This window comes from uncultured Campylobacter sp. (assembly GCF_938045595.1).
Classification (GTDB): Bacteria; Campylobacterota; Campylobacteria; order Campylobacterales; family Campylobacteraceae; genus Campylobacter_B.
Map to the genome: position 1 here is coordinate 1 of NZ_CALIBB010000115.1, position 16,723 is coordinate 16,723.

Sequence of the window (16,723 nt, forward strand, 5' to 3'; positions counted from 1 at the left end):
TGTATCTGCTGCCGTATAAGAACTAACAGCTAGCATTCCTAAAATACTGCTTGCAAAAAGTGCCACTTTAAGTTTTCTCATTCTCAATCGAAATCTCCTTTATTCTTTTTTACATCTTATTATTCGGAAATAGGATGTGAAATTTTGAAAAAGGAACTATCTATTATATATGTTTTTTAGTCTGACTTAAGTAAGACTTTTACAAATTAATCACAATATAAAATAGAGTTTGCCAATGACGCTAAGATGCAATCATCGAACAAACTCTATTGTTGTAAAATAATAGTTAATCTCTGTGCCTACCCATATAATTGCCTACAGTTGACAAAAAGTTTTTTAGCATTCTTGACGAACATAATTTTTCAAAAAGTACTATTCCTCCCATGCACATAAATAGGTTAAATAACAGATAAGCTGATGGAGCATAGAAACCATAAATGAAAGAATCCGTATTTGGGTCAATCCATCTTGAAAACAGACTAACAATAAAAAGATTTAGAATCCCTGTTAGTAATAGAGAAGATAGTATAATTAATTTACTAAGATTATTAGCTGTGAATTGATGTCTAAAACCATCAATAATTAAGATCAAATAAGCAAGAAAAGACAAGGGAAACATAAAATAGGACACAACCTGATAACATTTGATAAGCTTTTCTTGGAAATTAATATAATAATTTCTTCTTCTAAAAATACTAGCATTTAATTGCTGATAGTGATTTGAAAGACTAGTTAAATTGACATCATAATCACTGTAGGTCTTTGTGATCCCTACTGCACTTAACTGATCATTAGTTCTAGGCAAGGAAGTATTCAGCATGTCTTCGTAAGAAATAAGCTCAGTCTCTGTTAAATTAGGATAATCTATATAACCTGATGATAAATTTGTATTATAGAAATGAAACATTTTATTCGTCAGATCCAGTGACATGGTCATAGATTGACTAATATCTTTCCAATGGAAGGCACCTGTTTGTGTGGAGAGATAGATACCATCGCGTTTCTTTAACCTTCCCTTTTGAAAAGCTTCCCCCAGTTCATTTGCTATAGCTTTATAAAGAGCATTGGTTTTTTTGCCATTACCATGATAATAACCCTCTTCTTCCACACCAAATCGAAAAGCCCATTGAGCAATATCTCCTTTAATATCAGTATTTTTACCAGCCCATAGACCATACGAAGCTAAAACTGTATTTCCTACTGTTCGTAAACTCGGACTTGCTTTAATAGCTAATTCGAAAGCCTTTCGTGACGCCCAAACATTACTGTCAGTTGTTTGATTATCTTCAATTTTATAAATGAGACTCATAGCTTTTGCTGCAGCTGTATCAGAGCGATCATTAACACCCCATATGCCATAATAGCTATAGTTAATAGCTGAGACCCAAACATTACTAACAACTATACCAATTAAAGGTAATAATACAAGGACACTCCTTAATAAAATTTCATGTAGATCCTTTTTATAAAGAATAACAATTGTTATAATAATTGTTATAGCAGCAACTAATATAAAAGGTAAAATCCAAATAGAATCTTCCCGCAATGTCCAAAAATACATGATAGAAAAGAAAGCTAAAATAGTCCACGGTAAAAACAAAGATAATCTATTGCGACGTCTTATAAAGATAGCAATGTAACTAGATATAATAAGTAACAGAACCCATGGAACCAGTGCATTACGATAAATGCGATAAAAAGCACCATGATTGATAGGCGTAAAAATAATAACAAAAAAGATAAGCAACAGTAATTTTTTACTTTTTACTACAGGCTGAATGGCCTTTATAAAACTAAAACTAGACAGACTGATTAACAAGCCATAAAGTACGCTATAAGGGATATTTAACAGCTGAGTTAGAGCAAGAAAAAGAGGGTAGCCTACATTTTTAGTCATTGAAATATAAGAATAAGTTTTACCCAACCAATTTCCTGAAGCAATTGAAATAGCATTTTTAAGCTGCAGTAAATCATCATAACCTGTATTAGCATCCAACTCCCATGGAGCACTTCTCAATAAGGCTATTCGAAAAATTCCAATAAAACATAATATAATATAAAATAGAGTACTTTTTTTAATAGTCACATTCTTATTCAATTAGACCAATCTCCCTCTTTTTTATCTACATAAAATTCTAAAAATTTAAAATTTCAGCAACACAGACTCTATATAAAATTATTTTTCCCCTTTTTTAAATTTGTTTTTTACATTATAGTAAGGGAGGGCGAGATTTTGTAAAAGCTTAAACTTTTTATGTAACTTTTACTTAATTGAATTAATGGCGATGACGATTTTATTTTATGACTATTTTATTATATAAAGCTTAAAAATAAAAGCTAATTATTAGCGAGATTTTGTAAAAAATTGCTTTTCTTAATTGCCTTTTTGCTCTTTTTAAGATTTTCAAGTTCCATAAAATCGCACTTTAAGTAAAAAATTTTTATTTCAAAAAATTTCAACCTTAAAGATAGTGCTTTTTCGCTTACTTTTAATTAAATTTTGATAAAGTTACTTATATGAAAAATTTGGAAAAAAATAAGAATATCTATGTGCAACACGGACGTTTTTATATTGACTGCCAAAAGGATGGCATTAGAATTCGCCGCACTACGGGTCTTAAAAAATCGCCTTTGGCGTTTGATTTCGTTCGTAAAAATTATGATTTATTTCTAGGCTCTAAATCCGATATCGCGGAGGCCAGACGCCGGTATCGCGAGCTTGAGGACTTGCAGACCGACAGGCTTCTTAGAAAGGGGGAGAAAGGCACCGGCGCTATTAAAAATTCTAGTGAGTTTAGTTTTGATGGCGTAATCGATCGTCTCCTTGCCGAGAAGTCCTTTTTAAAGGATAAAACTAGGCGGCTTTACGTAATTATGAGCCATACGATCACGGAATTTTTAAGCTCTAATAGTATTTTCTACTTAGCCGACTTTGAGAGGCACCACAGCGTAGAATTCGTTAAATTTTGTAAGAGCAAAGGCTTAAAGGATAGCTCTATTAGCGGCTATTGCTCTTTTTTCAAGATGATTTTTCGATACGCCGTAAGTAATGACATAATCTCCAAAAATCCGTTTTTTATTCCTAGATTTAAGCAACATCTCGATGAATTAGAGGACGAAAAATTTCCGCCGTTTAGCCTTGATGAAATTTTAGAGCTCATTAAAAATGCCGACGACGAGTTGCGGTTATTTCTAGTCGTAGCGTTCTTTACCGGCGCCCGAACCGGTGAAATTTTAGCTCTTACTTTCGGCGATCTCGACTTTGAAAATAGGCAAATCCGGATAAATAAAACGCTTTCGGACGTCGGCATTGTGGATTCACCCAAAACTAAGTCCAGTAATCGTACGATCGATATGCTGCAAATCGTCTATAATGAGCTTATAAAGCTTGATAGCAGCGACAAAAGCCGGCGAATTTTTAGGCTTTCTCGGTCTATGATGCGGCTTAAATTTAATGATCTGCAAGCAAAACTTGGCTATAATATCCGCAGGCTTTACGATACCAGGCACTCCTTCGCTTCCGTAATGCTAAGTCGCGGCGAGGAGCCTATGTGGGTGGGTTGCAAAATGATGGGCCATAAGGATTTGAACGAGACTTATCGCTCTTATGCTAAATATCTGCCGAAAGAAGTTAAACAAAGGGCGGTTTTTTTAAATGATATTGTCATTTAAAATTTAATATTAGGCATCTTATTTTGAAAAATATGTTATAATAAGACTAAATTTTACTAAAAATAGATTAAAATTTTACTTCTTTTAATGCGTAAAAACGCCGTTTTTACGGCACTGCGACTTATAAAATTTAAGCTGATTTGATGTGCATTTCGCGCCGAACGTGGCTTTGAAATTTAACGCGTGAGCTATGTATTTGACTTGCGATGCGAGCTCAAGCGCGCAATTTTCGGGTCCTATTTGCAAACTAGACGAAATTTTTGGCACGGTAAAAGTAAAATTTAACCACACAACGCGGTAAAATTTAAAGAAATTCAGGGAACGAAAATGGGAAAATCGGCTCTTGTACTAGGCGCTACGGGCGTCGTGGGCAGGGAGCTGGTACGCGAGCTTTGCGAGAGCTCGGGTTACGATGAGGTAGAAGTATGGACGCGCCGCGAGATAGGCTTTTGCCGTCCTAAGCTTCGCGCGCGGATCATTGATTTTGAGAGGATATCAGATATCGCGCCGCATAAATTTGACTAAATTTTTTGCGCGTTGGGCACGACGATGAAGCAGGCGGGCTCGCGCGAGGCATTTTTGCGCGTGGATGTGGACTACGTCTATGCAGCGGCGAAGTGGGGCAAAGCGGCGGGCGTACGGCGCTTCGTGCTCGTATCATCTCTGGGCGCGAACGAGGGCTCGCTAAGCTTTTGCCTGCGCGCCAAAGAGCAGGTTGAGCGGCGCGTGAGCGAGCTTGGTTTTGATAGCCTTCAGATCGCTCATCCGCCGTTAATCTTGGGCGAGAGGTCGGATGCTCGCCCGCTAGAACGGCTTGCGGCGGCGGTTTTTAAACTGTTGCCCGCCTGCGTGTTCGGTAAATTTGGACCGCTTAGCGGCGCAAGTAGTGTCCGCGCGATGATAAATGCGGCTCGCAGCGACGCCCGCGGCGTGCAAATCTATGAGCCGCGGGAATTTCTATAAATCGCGGGTGGAATTTCGGCGCAAAGGCGGGGCTTGGGTTAAATTTAAAACCAAGCCCTAGGCGCAGCGGGTAAAATTTAAAATTTCAAGCCGAATGGGCGCGGATGAAATTTTAAAATTTTATCCACAGCCTAGCATTAAATTTAGCCGAGATGGAGCGGCTGTATTTCGGCAGGCTAAAACAGCTCGCGCTTCAGCCTAAAGATGCGCCTATAAATCGCGCTGTCTAGCTCGCCGCCGCTAAGAAAATCCAAATGATCCTGCCGCATCGCCTCATCCATAGCATAAAATGGCGAAGCGGGCAACAGGCTCTCAAACAAAGACGCACCGCCGCAAAACGCGCATCCACCGTCTCCGCCTTTGAAATACGCAGGCGCGCTAACGATCTCCACGGCGTAGGGATCGTAAGCGATAAACAGCCCGAATAAATTTGGCTCAAATAGCGAAAATTTCGGGCTCTTGGGTTGCTGCGCGTGTGGCAGAGCAACCTCGCTCGGATCGGGTTCGTCGCCGAAACGCCAAAGCGTGCGCGCTCCGCATCCCGCCAGATACTCCCACTCATCCTCGCTAGGCAGGCTAAATCCGTCCTTTTGCAAGCTCGCCTCAAGCTCCTCGTGCGTCACGTCTCTAAACAAAAACGCTCGAATTTTGCCCTCCTCGCGCACCAGCTTTAGCGCGCCGCTAAGGATTAGCACCGAGGAGCTTTTGTATTCGCCGCGCAAAAACCGCTCTATATCGCGCTCGTAAGCCTCAAGCCTCTCATCTTCCGCGCCGACCTCGAACCAGCTAAGCTCGCTCGCTTCGCGTTCAGCCAGCATCGCTGGAATTTTAGCGCGGCGAAGCGGCGAGGTCTGCTGCACGACGTATTCGCGCAGACTCTGCTCGCCGCCGCAAAACTCGCACCGCTCTTTGATTTTCGCCGCCGAAATTTCATCCAAAACGGCGAAATCATCCCATCCGAGCACCGGCTCGCCGCTTGGAATAAAAACGAATTCGCTCCCTTTAAAATCGAAAACGCCCGTCTCGAAGCTCTCGCCGCCGCACCTAAACGTAGTCAAATTTAAAAATTTAAACTGCGGATGCGTGGCTGAAATTTTAAGCATCAAATTTTGCTTTTCGCTAGGATTTAGTGTTTCAAATTCCTCTTTATTCATCTGCCGCTCCTTGGTTAAATTTGACGAATTTTAGCAGATGCGCGAGTAAAAACGGATTAAGCGGTGAAATTCCGCTTTAGGTTTTGCGCCTCGTCCGCGCATGGGCTTGCAAAATTTCGCTCTGCCGCGAAATTGCGATATAATGGCTAAAGAAATTTAAAGCGCCAGGGCTGGCCGTTTAAGCAAGCCTTTATGCGGGCGCGATTTTGAAGCGATTTTTGCGTAGTAAAATTCAATAAATTTACCCAAAAGGAGCGAATATGCGTAAGAATTTTTTCGGTTCTATCGTTTTGGCTGCGGCCTTGGCAGGCGGCGCGTTTATAGCGGTGCCGCAGACTGCGAGTGCGGGCGTTTTGGCGCATCAGGTAAAAACCCAAGGCGAGCTTGGCTCGGTGTTTATCAACCCATACGACGTGGCGCCTCTAACGGCCGTCATCGATAGGGCGGGCAAGGACATCAAGGATATCCACGTGCGGGTGCTCGGTAAACCTAACGGCGGTATCGACATCACCTATAACGTCTCCGAGCATGCGCTACTGACGCACGACGGCGTGCCGATCTGGGGGCTGTATCCGGACTATCTAAACGAGGTCGAAGTAAGCTACGTTTTTAACGGCGAAAAGAAGGTCGAAAAGTATAAAATTTACGCTCAGCCGATCGTGACGTATAGCCGCGATTTTAGATTTAGCCATATGCAAAAGATGAAGGTTAAAAAGGTCGATCCCGCGTTTAAAAACAGGCTCTATCTCATCAACAATACTATCACGAGCGTTTATAAGCCGCTTGATTGGAAAAACGGCGGTGCGGCTAGCTGGAATGATTTCACCGAAAATTTCGTCGTCGATACGCAGGGCGAGGTCAGATGGTATCTGGATTATCAGAAATTTTACGACCGCAGCGAACGCAGAGTGATGGACGGCGGCATGATGATGGGCTTTCATCAGCTGCCAAACGGAGATTTGAGCTGGGGCATGGCGCAGCGATATATGCGCTACGATATGATGGGTAAGGAGGTGTATAATCGCGAGCTGCCGCGCGGCTACATCGATCTTAGCCACGAGGTGATGCCGCTAAAGAATGATCACTTGCTGCTTCGCGTCGGCAAATACAACTACCACCACGCAGACGGCAGGCTCTCGCACACGATCAGAGATCACATCATCGAAGTGGACGGCAGCGGCAAGGTCGTGGACGAGTGGGATCTGAATGAAATTTTCGGCAAAAACGTCTACCGCAGCAACCTCATCAAAGCTCTTGACGCTCGTGCTGTATGCCTAAACATCGACATGGATGCCAAAGAGATCAAAATCAGCGACGATCTGCCTTTCGGCGACGTGACATCGACCGGCACGGGACGCAACTGGGCGCACGTAAACTCGATCTCATATGACCCTAGCGACGACAGCATCATCCTTTCGCTTCGCCACCAAGGCATAGTTAAGATCGGTCGCGACAAAAAGGTAAAATGGATCCTTGCATCGCCTGAGGGCTGGAGCGCGGACTTTAAAGAAAAAGTGCTAGTGCCCGTGGATAAAAACGGCAACAAGATCAAATGCGAAAACTCAAAATGCGAGGGCGACTTCGACTGGTCGTGGACGCAGCACACCGCGTGGCTCACTCCGCGCTACGATAACAAGGGCTCCGTAAAGCACATCAGCGTATTTGACAACGGCGACGGCCGCGGCATGGAGCAGCCTGCGCTAAAAGAGCAAAAATACTCTCGCGCGGTCGAGTACAAGATCGACGAGAAAAAGGGCACCGTCGAGCAGACGTGGGAGTTTGGCAAGGAGCGCGGATTTGATTTTTATAGCGCGGTTACGAGCAACGTGGAGTGGCAAAAGGATAAAAGCACGTACTTCATCTCAAGCTCGAACGTCTATCTGCTAAAGCCCGATAAGACGATCAAAATGGTGCTCGTGGAGATCGATCCGAAAACAAACGACATTAAATTTGAAATGGACGTGGAGTCGGCGTCTAGAGACGACGTAGCATACCGCGCGCTGGTGATCGATCCGAATATTTTTGATTATTAAAATTTCGCGGCGAGATTAAATTTGCTGGGATTGCCGCAGTAAATTTAGAATTTACTGCGGCGGGTTAAATTCGGTTTGGAATTTAACCCGCTTGCTTAAATTTTACCCACCGCATCGTCGAAATTCGGCTTATCAAATTTGCCGAATTTTATCTTTTAAGACTTAAATTCTACTCGCTTATAAAATATTTCTGAGCGTATGCGGCGTCGTTGTAAAGCCCTTCGCCGTATCTGTCTTTACCGTAATTTTTAATTATCTCTTGCCCTGCGCTTGAAGCTACGAAATCTATAAAATCTTTCGATTTCTTGCTTTCGGCAGTATCGCTATCGTTTTGTCTTAGGGCGCAATACGTATTTATTAGATATTTATCGCCACGAAATAGAATTTCGCTGGATTTTATATCTTTTTTCGCCACGACCCAAGTACTGCTATCGCTCATAAAATATGCTCCGTTTTTATCGGCTTTTAAAAGAGTCGCTAACATAAAATCTTTATTTGCCTCATACCACTGGCCTTGCGGAACGATATTTGCCATTTTCCAGATACTAAGCTCTTTTTTATGAGTTCCGGAGTTGTCCGCTCTGGTGTAAAAAAGGCTTTGGGATTTGGCTATATCGGTATAGGCCTCTGTTACGTTTTGGGCGGTTTTTATCTTTGCGGGATCGCTTTTAGGCCCTACTATAAAAAACTCGTTTGATCCGATCAACGTCCTTTGCGTAGCCCAGCCCTCTTTTACGGCGCTTATTTCCGCCTTTGGAGCGTGAACCATAGCGATATCTATCTTTTTATTTTTCAAAAGTTCGAGAGTCTGGCCGCTTCCTGCTTTTATCCAGCAAATTTTGGTGTCGTTTGCCTTGCTAAATTCATTAGATAAAACTTCGAGTAGCCCAAGCTCTCCCGGGCTTCCCGTAGCAAGCTTTAGCTCCGTTTTTCCATCTCCATACACTGCGGTGCACTCACTCGCCATCAAACTGGCGCATAGCAAAATCGCGATACAAATAGACTTTTTCATAACTACTCCTTGTTTTGAAATGTAAAATTTCAGGCATTATACAACCAAGGAACTTAAACTCGAAATGGTTAAAGAATTAAAAAAGAAGCTCGTTGCTTAGATTTTATTTCAAATTTACCCTTTATTTTATACAATCTTTAAAATTTACCGCAAAGGAATTTTATGAAAATCGCTAAAATTTTTAAAGCTTTAGCCGCCGTTTGCTTGCTTAGCGTAGGCGCAAATGCGCTGGAGGTGGGCGTTAATTATCAGGTGCTACAAAAGCCGCTAAACGTGCCGAAAAACAGCGTCGTTAAAATTTTTAACTACGAGTGCCCGCACTGCTATGCGTTCGACAGGACGGTCACACCGCAACTGATGAAAAAGCTTGAGAGGACGGAGTTTTTGCCGTGGCATCTAAAGACCAAAGGCGTGTTCGGACAGACGGCGAGCGGTATATTCGCAGCGCTCATCGTGCTTGATGAAAAGGATGATGTGAGCCTGCTAAGCGATGAGTCGAAATTTAAAAAGGCGAAATTCGCGATTTACAAAGCGATCCACGACAAAAAGGATGATTTCGGCGGCGGCAGTGATAAACAAAGATTTATCAAAACCGCGCTAGATGCCGCCGGCGTGAGCATGAGCGAATACGAAGCCGCGCTTGTTAGCAAAAAGGCGCAGGCTCTGCTCGCGCAGTGGGACGCGGGCTACGAGGTTGCGGTGATTTCAGGCGTGCCAGCATTTGTCGTGAGCGGCAAGTATCTCTTAAACACCTCCTCGTTCGGCTCGCTAGATGAAATGGTCGCTGCGGTAAAGGAACTGCTGGCGAAATAGGTTTTGCCGCATTAAATTTAGCCGCACCAAAGCAAACTTTGTTTTATGCGCAGCGTTAAATTTGGCCGCGGGGCTTCCAGTAAATTTTATCGCTAAGCCGCGCGGCACGATAACGACTAAATTTTATGTTTTCAAGGCGCGGGTCTCGGCGACTCAAATTTGTAAATTTGACCCAAAATTTAACTGCATAAAATCAAGGCGTAGTATTTTTTCTTTAGACGAGGCGGAAATGAGCCGAGCGAGGGCGCATACAAGTAGTATGTAACCGAGCTTCGGCGATATTTTCAACGAAGTATAAAGGAAAAAGCCAAGCCGCAAAGTTAAATTTGATCGCCGCTTAGCATTATGTACCCGCTTTCACTGATATTTTTAAATTTAACCCCCAGCTCCCGCTTTAGCCTTAGCACGACGTTTTGTATCGCACCCTTGCTAGAAAGTTCGTTTTCATATACGAACTCCTCGATCATCTCGTAGCTCACGAGCTTGTTTAGATTATACGCGAAGAGCCAGAAGAGCTTGTTTTGCAAAAACGAAAGATAAATTTCTTCGCCGTTTTTGTAGATCTTTTCTTTGGCGAGATTTATGCTCGTTTGCGGGCTTAAGCGCACGAGCTTCTCGTCTTTTTCGTAGGTCAGAGCCACGAGTAGGCGGCGCAGCGCCGTGATATCGACCGGCTTTTTTAAAAAAGACGCCGCGCCGTGCTCGATGCTTTTGATGAGATTGTCGTCGGTGTCGTAGGAGGTAAAGACGATAAATTTTTGCACGGGCTTGATGCGTATCATCTCTTTCATCATCTCAAAGCCGTTCATCGCGGGCATGTGGATGTCGGTGATGACGACCGTAGGGGCTAGCTTTTTAAAGCGCTCCAGCCCCTCTAGCCCGTCGCCCGCGCCCCAGACGCTAAGGCAGTAGGGCTTTAGCCCGCCTATTAGCAGCTCCCTTGCGATCTCGTCGTCCTCGACGATGAGGACGCTCAGGTCTTTAAGTAGCCTCAAATGCTCTTGCATCTCACTCCTTTAAATTTATCTCAAAGCTCAGCTCAAACGTCGTCGGATCGCCCGCGCTTAGAAGCCTAATGTCGCCTGAAAGCTTTTCGTTTGCTAGCTTTTTGCCAAAATACAGCCCGATGCCGCTTCCTTGCTTTTTGGTGGTTTTTGGCTGGGTTAAAATTTTATCCCGAAGCTCCTTGCTCACACCGCTACCGTAGTCCGTGACGGCTATTTTGCACGTGCCGTTTTCAAATTTGACGTCCAAAAAAACTTGCCGCTTGGCGATCTGCTCTTTGTATCGCTCCACGACCGCGTCCTTGGCGTTGTGAATGAGGATGAGTAAAATTTGCTGCACGATGCCCATGCGCTGCGTGGCCTCTTCGTCTTTAAACTCGCGCAGGCTTACCGCGACGTTTGCCTTGCTAAGCTCGGTGTGCATGAGCTTTAGCAGGTCTTTGATGCAGCGCTGCACGCTAAATTTTTGCGGAGCGTCGCTCGTTTTGTAAAAATTTCTAAAAATTTCGATCGTATCGCTTAAAAGCACGGTCGCGGCCTGCCCCTTTTGCAGCATATGCTCTAGCATCGCGGCGTCTAGTTTGCCGTCTTTTTGCAGCATAAGCAGGCTTGATATCATCAAATTTAGCGAATTAACCGGCTGGATAAACTGATGATTTATGCCGCTGATTAGCTCACCCGCCTCGCTCATGCGGGCTTTGTGCTTGAGCAGGGCCTCGTAGTCGTCTTGCAGGTTTTTGATTTTTGAGTACATAAAGGTATGGAGGAAATTTGCCACCAGCGCCAGCGCCGCGAACGCAAAAAGCAGGATGAGGGCATTTTTTAGCGCGGAGTTAAGCAGCGCAGCAAGCTCCTTTTCGTTATCGGTGCCTGCGCCGATGAACCAGTTTAGCGTCGGGATCTCGGCGACGGAGATGAAATTTGATCCGATTTTTATGCTCGTGATATCTTCGCCTCGCAGGAAAAGCTCTTTAAATTTATCCTCGATCTGCTTTTTTAGCGCCGCATCCTTCATCGGCGTTAAAATTTCGCCGCCGTGAGTGACGATAAAGGCGTAGGAATCGGGTGCGAGCTTAAATTTTTCCATATTTTTTAGTATGTTTTGCAGCTTCACCACGCCGCAAAACACCCCCGCAAACGAGCCGCCGTCCAGCACGGGCACGCATAAATTTAGCGTCGGCTCGCCTAAAATTTTATGGCGCTGCATAAAATTTACCGTGGGAGCTAGCGTGTTTTTGGTCTCTTCAAACCAAACAAGCCCCGTGCGCAGGCTCTTTGGCATCGCTTCATCATCGCCTAGCTCCTTGCCGTCGACGAAGATCTCCCCGTCCTCGCGCAAAAACTGCAAAGCGTCAAATTCCGCGGAGTTTTCTTTAAAAAGACGTATGAAGCCGCCGAGCTTTTCGTCGTCTCGTATCGCGCCTGCGTTTTGCATAAATTTAGCCGCGCGCACCAGTGAGTGCAGCCGCTCATCTAGCCAAAACGAGAAGCTCCCGACCATATTTTCGCTAGCGGCGATCTTGTTTTTATCCGCGAGCGTCGTGATCTGCGTCTTGGCGTCCTCGTAGTTTTTCACGCCCAAAAGCACCACAAAAAGGCTTGTGAAAATGATGATGAAGTAAATTTTAAAATTATGTTCGCGTAAGGCTTTCATACGGCGAGTATAGCAAAATCGGTCTAAATTTAGACCGATTTAAGCTTTTTTGATAGTTAAAATTTTGCAAATAAACATCGCGGCAAGCACGACGAAGCATACGCCAAAGCCTATGAGCGTGCAGTCTGCCATCGACATAAATTTGCTTGATGGGATCAGGTACCAGCCGTCCCCATAAAGATCCACTAAATACTTCTGAAAGCCGTCTAGCGTGACGCCCTCGGGCACTAGCGGATTATCGTAGCCGCAGTCGCCCGTAGGCAAAAACCAATCGGGCGCCCACCGCTCAAGCGGCAGGCCGAACGGATAGTGCGGCTCTGTCGAGCAGCCCTGCACGCCGAACGGATCGTCTCCGTGCACGGCGTCGTGGATCTTGGCGAGCTTGACGCTATACATTATGCCCTGGATCGCGCCCCAAAAGGCTAACAGGTAGCCGAGCGCGGCCAGGAGCAAATTTCTGGGATTTATGATCGCGATCAGACCTCCTAGCGCCATGCACAAAAAGGCAAAGCGGATATAGACGCACTGCTCGCAAGGCGGCATATAGACGTAGTTTTGAAATAGCGAGTGCGCGAGAATCACGAGTCCCGCGCTCACTGCTACGAGGATCGCCCACGGTAGGCGGCTATCTGCGAATTTTGCTATTTTTTCCGCAAATTTCATGCCCGCGCCCTATTTTTTGAGCAGCTCTTCGATTAGCTGCGCCATGCCGTCGATGGAGCTGATGGACTTCGTCATGATGAGGTATTTGCCGTTTACGACAAAGGCCGGCACGCCCTGGATCTTGGCTACGTCGTAGCTCTCGTCCCATTTTTTAAGCAGTTCGGCGACCTTTGGATCCTCTAGCTTTTTTTGATAGTCCGCTTCGCTGATGCCCGCCGCATCAAGCCCCGTCTTTAAAAACGCAGCCTCGTCCTTGCCGTCGCTCCAGCGTTGCTTTTGATCGTGATAGGCCTTGTAGTAAGCAAATTTCGCCTTTTTAAACAGCGAGTTTTCATCTAGCAGGCTCACGCTTTTTTCCTCGTCCATCACGGCTAAAACGGCAAAAATTTTACTCGCCGCCTCGCCGTATTCGCCTTTGGTTTTTAGATGAAACGGCACGTATTTTAGCCCCGCGACCTTTTCTACGACCTTCGGCGTGACGGTTTTGTCGTATTTGTAGCAAAACGGGCATGCATAGCTAAAGACCTTAACCAGCGTGTTTTGCTCGACTGGTAGCGGCTTTTGCAGCTTTACGTAGTCCTCACCCTCGGTAAACGCGGCTGCGCTAAGAGCGCCAAACATCGCGACTGCTAGAAAGCCTTTGCCAAATTTAGAAAGTAGGTTCATGGAATGCTCCTTAAAATGATTTCGTTTGGGTTAATTTTATATTCTCTCGCCGCCGCAAAACTCACGCTAAGATAAATTTTAGATTAAATTCGTAAAATTTGGGCTAAATTTTAGCGGAAAATATAAAAATTTGAATTATTTTTTGGATTTAAGCTATTTATAATAATAGCGTGATTTTCATGTTAGAAATATTCACTAAAATTACGGCAGTGAAATGATTTATCATTATAAAGGAGAAAAGATGAAAAGAACTCTATCGTCACTCGCCCTAGCTGCGGCGCTTCTGGGCGGTCTAAGCACGGCTGCGCTCGCTATCGGCGGACCTAGCGGCGCACACATCGACTACGGCATCCCGGGCAAGATCGGCGAAGTAGTCGTAAACCCATACGACATCGCGCCTCTAACGGCGGTGATCAAAAACGGCGGATACACACTAGCAAACGTGAAAGTCACTATCGTACCAAAGCCGGGTGGTCAGGTTATCAGCTATAAAGTCGCCGATAAGCATCTGCGCACGCACGGCGGAATCCCTGTTTTTGGACTTTACCCTGACTATCAAAACACCGTCGAGGTCGAGTACGATAAAATTTATAAGGGTCAAACCGAACACGTAAAAGAAACCTATAAAATTTACGCTCCGGCGATCTATCTAGAGAGCTCTGGCATGCCGTCTCAAAAGGGTGCGCTGTTTGATAAAATCGAAGTCGTGAAGGCTCCGAGCGCGAAATTTGCTAACCGCCTTTACTACGTAAATAACTTCGTAAATAAAACCGGCAAAGGCACCAAAGTCGTGTGGAACAACCCTACAGGCGGCGCGATCGAGTGGAACTACAGCCCGAACAACTTCATTCTAGACACCAAAGGCGAGGTGCGCTGGTATATGGAGGCAAGTAAAATTTACGACCTCAAACAGCCCTTTAGCGCGGGCGTCATGATGGGCTTTAAACAAAACGACGACGGCGCGATGACGTGGGGCTACGGGCAGCGATACGCCAAATACGACATAATGGGACGCGAAATCTTTAACCGCGAGCTACCTGCGAGCTACAACGACTTCTCGCACTCTATGGACGTTGCGCAAAACGGGCATTATTTCCTGCGCGCGGCAAACGCTAACTATAAACGCGCCGACGGCAAAAACGTCCGCACCGTGCGCGACGTAATCGTCGAGGTCGATAGAGACGGCAACGTCGTAGATGATTTTAGGCTGTATGAAATTTTAGATCCGTATCGCGACATCGTGCTAAAAACGCTCGATCAGGGCGCCGTGTGCCTAAATATCGACGCTAGTAAGGCGGGTCACACTGCAAGCGCAGACGAGCTAGCCGCGATGGATACGAACGAAAAATGGGGCGACATCGTGGGCTCGGGCCCTGGACGCAACTGGGCGCACGTAAATAGCGTGGATTATGATCCAAGCGACGATAGCATCATCATCTCCAGCCGCCACCAAGACGCCGTCATCAAGATCGGCCGCGACAAAAAAGTCAAATGGATAATGGGCGCGCACAAAGGCTGGAAGGATCAGTTTAAAGGCTATTTGCTCCAGCCTGTAGATAAAGACGGCAAAAAAATCGTCTGCGAGGACGAGTACTCAAAATGCCCGGGCTACGAGAGCGAGAAAGGTGGATTTGACTGGCAGTGGACGCAGCATACGGCTTTCCGCATCGATAGCAAGTCCAAAAAGGGCGTCGTATATCTCACCGTCTTTGATAACGGCGACACCCGCGGCATGGAGCAGCCTGCGATGGCGGGTATGAAATACTCCCGCGCGGTCGTCTATAAAATCGACGAAAAAGCTAAAACCGTCGAGCAGGTCTGGGAATACGGCAAACAGCGCGGCAGCGAGTGGTACAGCTCGGTTACTTCGCTAGCGCAGTATCAAGACGATCTAGATAGCGTGATGGTTTACTCGGCGGTCGCGGGCATGCAGTTTGACATCGCCAAAGGCCGCCCGGTCGGCGTGCCTAGCCCTCACATCAACGAGTTTGAATGGGGCGCAAAAGAGCCGTCAATCGAAATCAAAATGACTAACGCGATGGGCTATCAGGCGTTTCCGTTTAGCCTAGAAAAGGCGTTTGAGAAGTAAAATTTTAAAATTTAGCGGCCGTGTTTCAAGCGCGGCCGCTTTTGTTTTAGATTATGGTCAAATTCTACACATCTACTCGATAGAATTTCATCCGAATTTGCTAAATTTTATCCCTCGGTACGGCAAAATTTAGCCGAAAACATAGCTCTTTATTCTAGATAAAATTTAATCATCGGATTTGCGATTTCGCGCTCTGCTTTTGTTATAATTTCGCTCTGCTAAAATTAATAAGCATTATTTCGGTATAGACGAGCTAGCGCATGGTTTGGATGAAATTTACATCCCGCTTGAGGGCTGGGGACGACGGGTATGAGGTTAATGCGCCCAAAGGATATTCGTGCGGCAAGGCGGCGCAGCAAAGGAGAAATAGTGGAAAAATCCAGAAAAAAGGAACTCAAAAAGCTCGCGGCACAGCGGCAGTGCGAGCTTTTTGAAAAGAGCCTGCCGATGAGCAGGGCGGAGTTTGAGCGGCTATTTGAGTTCTTAGACGAGGGCTTGGCGCATCGTGGCTGCGACGGCACGCATAGGCTCACGTTGGAGTTTTTGCGAGCTCGCTGCGCGTCGAATGAAGCGGCGGTTTTGGACTTTTGCGAGCAAAACGGCGGATATTGTGATTGCGAAGTTCTAAGCAACGTGCAAGATTGCTTCGAGTTTTAGGGAGCTGTGCGCAGGGAGATATGGTTTCGCAAGCGTCGTTTCAAAGAGGCAGTGCGTAAAATTTAGTAAAATTCTAGTGGCGCGAGGGCTCAAAAGTAGGGCTAAAGCAGCGTTTGCGGTGCGAACTGCCGCCGTGCAATAAGCACAAAACCTACCGCGCCAAACACGCGGGACTTTTGTAGAATTAATGCTCTAGTTTTTAAATTTGACGCAAAAGGCGGGCAGCCTGTCGTCAAAACGGCAATTAAAGTGTGGTGTGACGGGACTTGTATGGACTTAAGGGCGGTATGCTCGCTTAATTTAACGATACAAGACGGCGCGGAGACCTGGAGTTTGCCCCCTT

14 protein-coding genes are annotated in these 16,723 nt (G+C 45.6%); 7 read left to right on the forward strand and 7 right to left on the reverse strand.

What is annotated here, in order from left to right:
- Positions 1–286: 286 nt before the first annotated feature.
- On the reverse strand, positions 287–2,098 hold the full coding sequence (locus Q0340_RS04630; protein ID WP_002274500.1) for a hypothetical protein: 1,812 nt from the start codon (positions 2,096–2,098) through the stop codon (positions 287–289).
- 419 nt (positions 2,099–2,517) lie between these two features.
- On the opposite strand from Q0340_RS04630, the gene Q0340_RS04635 reads away from it, so the two are divergent.
- The 3 genes from Q0340_RS04635 to Q0340_RS04645 all read left to right on the forward strand — a co-directional run bounded on the left by Q0340_RS04635 (position 2,518) and on the right by Q0340_RS04645 (position 4,635).
- Complete coding sequence (locus Q0340_RS04635) at positions 2,518–3,672, forward strand: tyrosine-type recombinase/integrase (protein WP_297995452.1); 1,155 nt, start codon at positions 2,518–2,520, stop codon at positions 3,670–3,672.
- Positions 3,673–3,999: 327 nt separating this feature from the next.
- Positions 4,000–4,197, forward strand: coding sequence for an NAD-dependent epimerase/dehydratase family protein (locus tag Q0340_RS04640; protein WP_298082361.1), 198 nt, complete (start codon positions 4,000–4,002; stop codon positions 4,195–4,197).
- Between the two features lie 24 nt (positions 4,198–4,221).
- Positions 4,222–4,635 (forward strand): hypothetical protein, encoded by a 414-nt coding sequence (locus Q0340_RS04645; protein ID WP_298082362.1) that lies wholly within the window; start codon positions 4,222–4,224, stop codon positions 4,633–4,635.
- Positions 4,636–4,811: 176 nt separating this feature from the next.
- Here the strand turns inward: Q0340_RS04645 and Q0340_RS04650 are convergent, their stop codons facing one another.
- Positions 4,812–5,789 carry a hypothetical protein gene (locus Q0340_RS04650; protein WP_298082363.1) on the reverse strand — a complete coding sequence of 326 codons (978 nt, stop codon included), beginning with the start codon at positions 5,787–5,789 and terminating at the stop codon, positions 4,812–4,814.
- Positions 5,790–6,049: 260 nt separating this feature from the next.
- On the opposite strand from Q0340_RS04650, the gene Q0340_RS04655 reads away from it, so the two are divergent.
- Positions 6,050–7,822 (forward strand): aryl-sulfate sulfotransferase, encoded by a 1,773-nt coding sequence (locus tag Q0340_RS04655; RefSeq protein ID WP_298082364.1) that lies wholly within the window; start codon positions 6,050–6,052, stop codon positions 7,820–7,822.
- A gap of 169 nt (positions 7,823–7,991) precedes the next feature.
- Here the strand turns inward: Q0340_RS04655 and Q0340_RS04660 are convergent, their stop codons facing one another.
- Positions 7,992–8,834 (reverse strand): substrate-binding domain-containing protein, encoded by an 843-nt coding sequence (locus Q0340_RS04660; protein ID WP_298082365.1) that lies wholly within the window; start codon positions 8,832–8,834, stop codon positions 7,992–7,994.
- A gap of 162 nt (positions 8,835–8,996) precedes the next feature.
- Between Q0340_RS04660 and Q0340_RS04665 the strand changes: the two genes are divergently transcribed.
- Complete coding sequence (locus Q0340_RS04665; RefSeq protein WP_298082366.1) at positions 8,997–9,647, forward strand: thiol:disulfide interchange protein DsbA/DsbL; 651 nt, start codon at positions 8,997–8,999, stop codon at positions 9,645–9,647.
- A 320-nt stretch (positions 9,648–9,967) separates the two neighbouring features.
- Here the strand turns inward: Q0340_RS04665 and Q0340_RS04670 are convergent, their stop codons facing one another.
- From Q0340_RS04670 to Q0340_RS04685, 4 genes are read right to left on the reverse strand one after another with little or no spacing between them, the layout of a single operon-like run.
- The gene (locus tag Q0340_RS04670; RefSeq protein ID WP_298082367.1) at positions 9,968–10,654 is read right to left on the reverse strand and encodes a response regulator; all 687 of its coding nucleotides are present in this window, start codon (positions 10,652–10,654) and stop codon (positions 9,968–9,970) included.
- Between the two features lies 1 nt (position 10,655).
- Positions 10,656–12,305 (reverse strand): sensor histidine kinase, encoded by a 1,650-nt coding sequence (locus Q0340_RS04675; protein ID WP_298082368.1) that lies wholly within the window; start codon positions 12,303–12,305, stop codon positions 10,656–10,658.
- 39 nt (positions 12,306–12,344) lie between these two features.
- A complete protein-coding gene (dsbI, locus tag Q0340_RS04680) occupies positions 12,345–12,968 on the reverse strand; it encodes a protein-disulfide oxidoreductase DsbI (protein WP_298082369.1) in 624 nt (207 codons plus the stop codon).
- A gap of 9 nt (positions 12,969–12,977) precedes the next feature.
- Positions 12,978–13,634, reverse strand: a complete 657-nt coding sequence (locus Q0340_RS04685; RefSeq protein WP_298082370.1) for a thiol:disulfide interchange protein DsbA/DsbL — start codon at positions 13,632–13,634, stop codon at positions 12,978–12,980.
- 241 nt (positions 13,635–13,875) lie between these two features.
- Here Q0340_RS04685 and Q0340_RS04690 point away from each other — a divergent pair, with 241 nt between their 5' ends.
- Positions 13,876–15,723, forward strand: a complete 1,848-nt coding sequence (locus tag Q0340_RS04690; RefSeq protein WP_298082371.1) for an aryl-sulfate sulfotransferase — start codon at positions 13,876–13,878, stop codon at positions 15,721–15,723.
- A gap of 369 nt (positions 15,724–16,092) precedes the next feature.
- A complete protein-coding gene (locus Q0340_RS04695) occupies positions 16,093–16,380 on the forward strand; it encodes a DUF2695 domain-containing protein (protein ID WP_298082372.1) in 288 nt (95 codons plus the stop codon).
- Positions 16,381–16,723 lie beyond the last annotated feature (343 nt).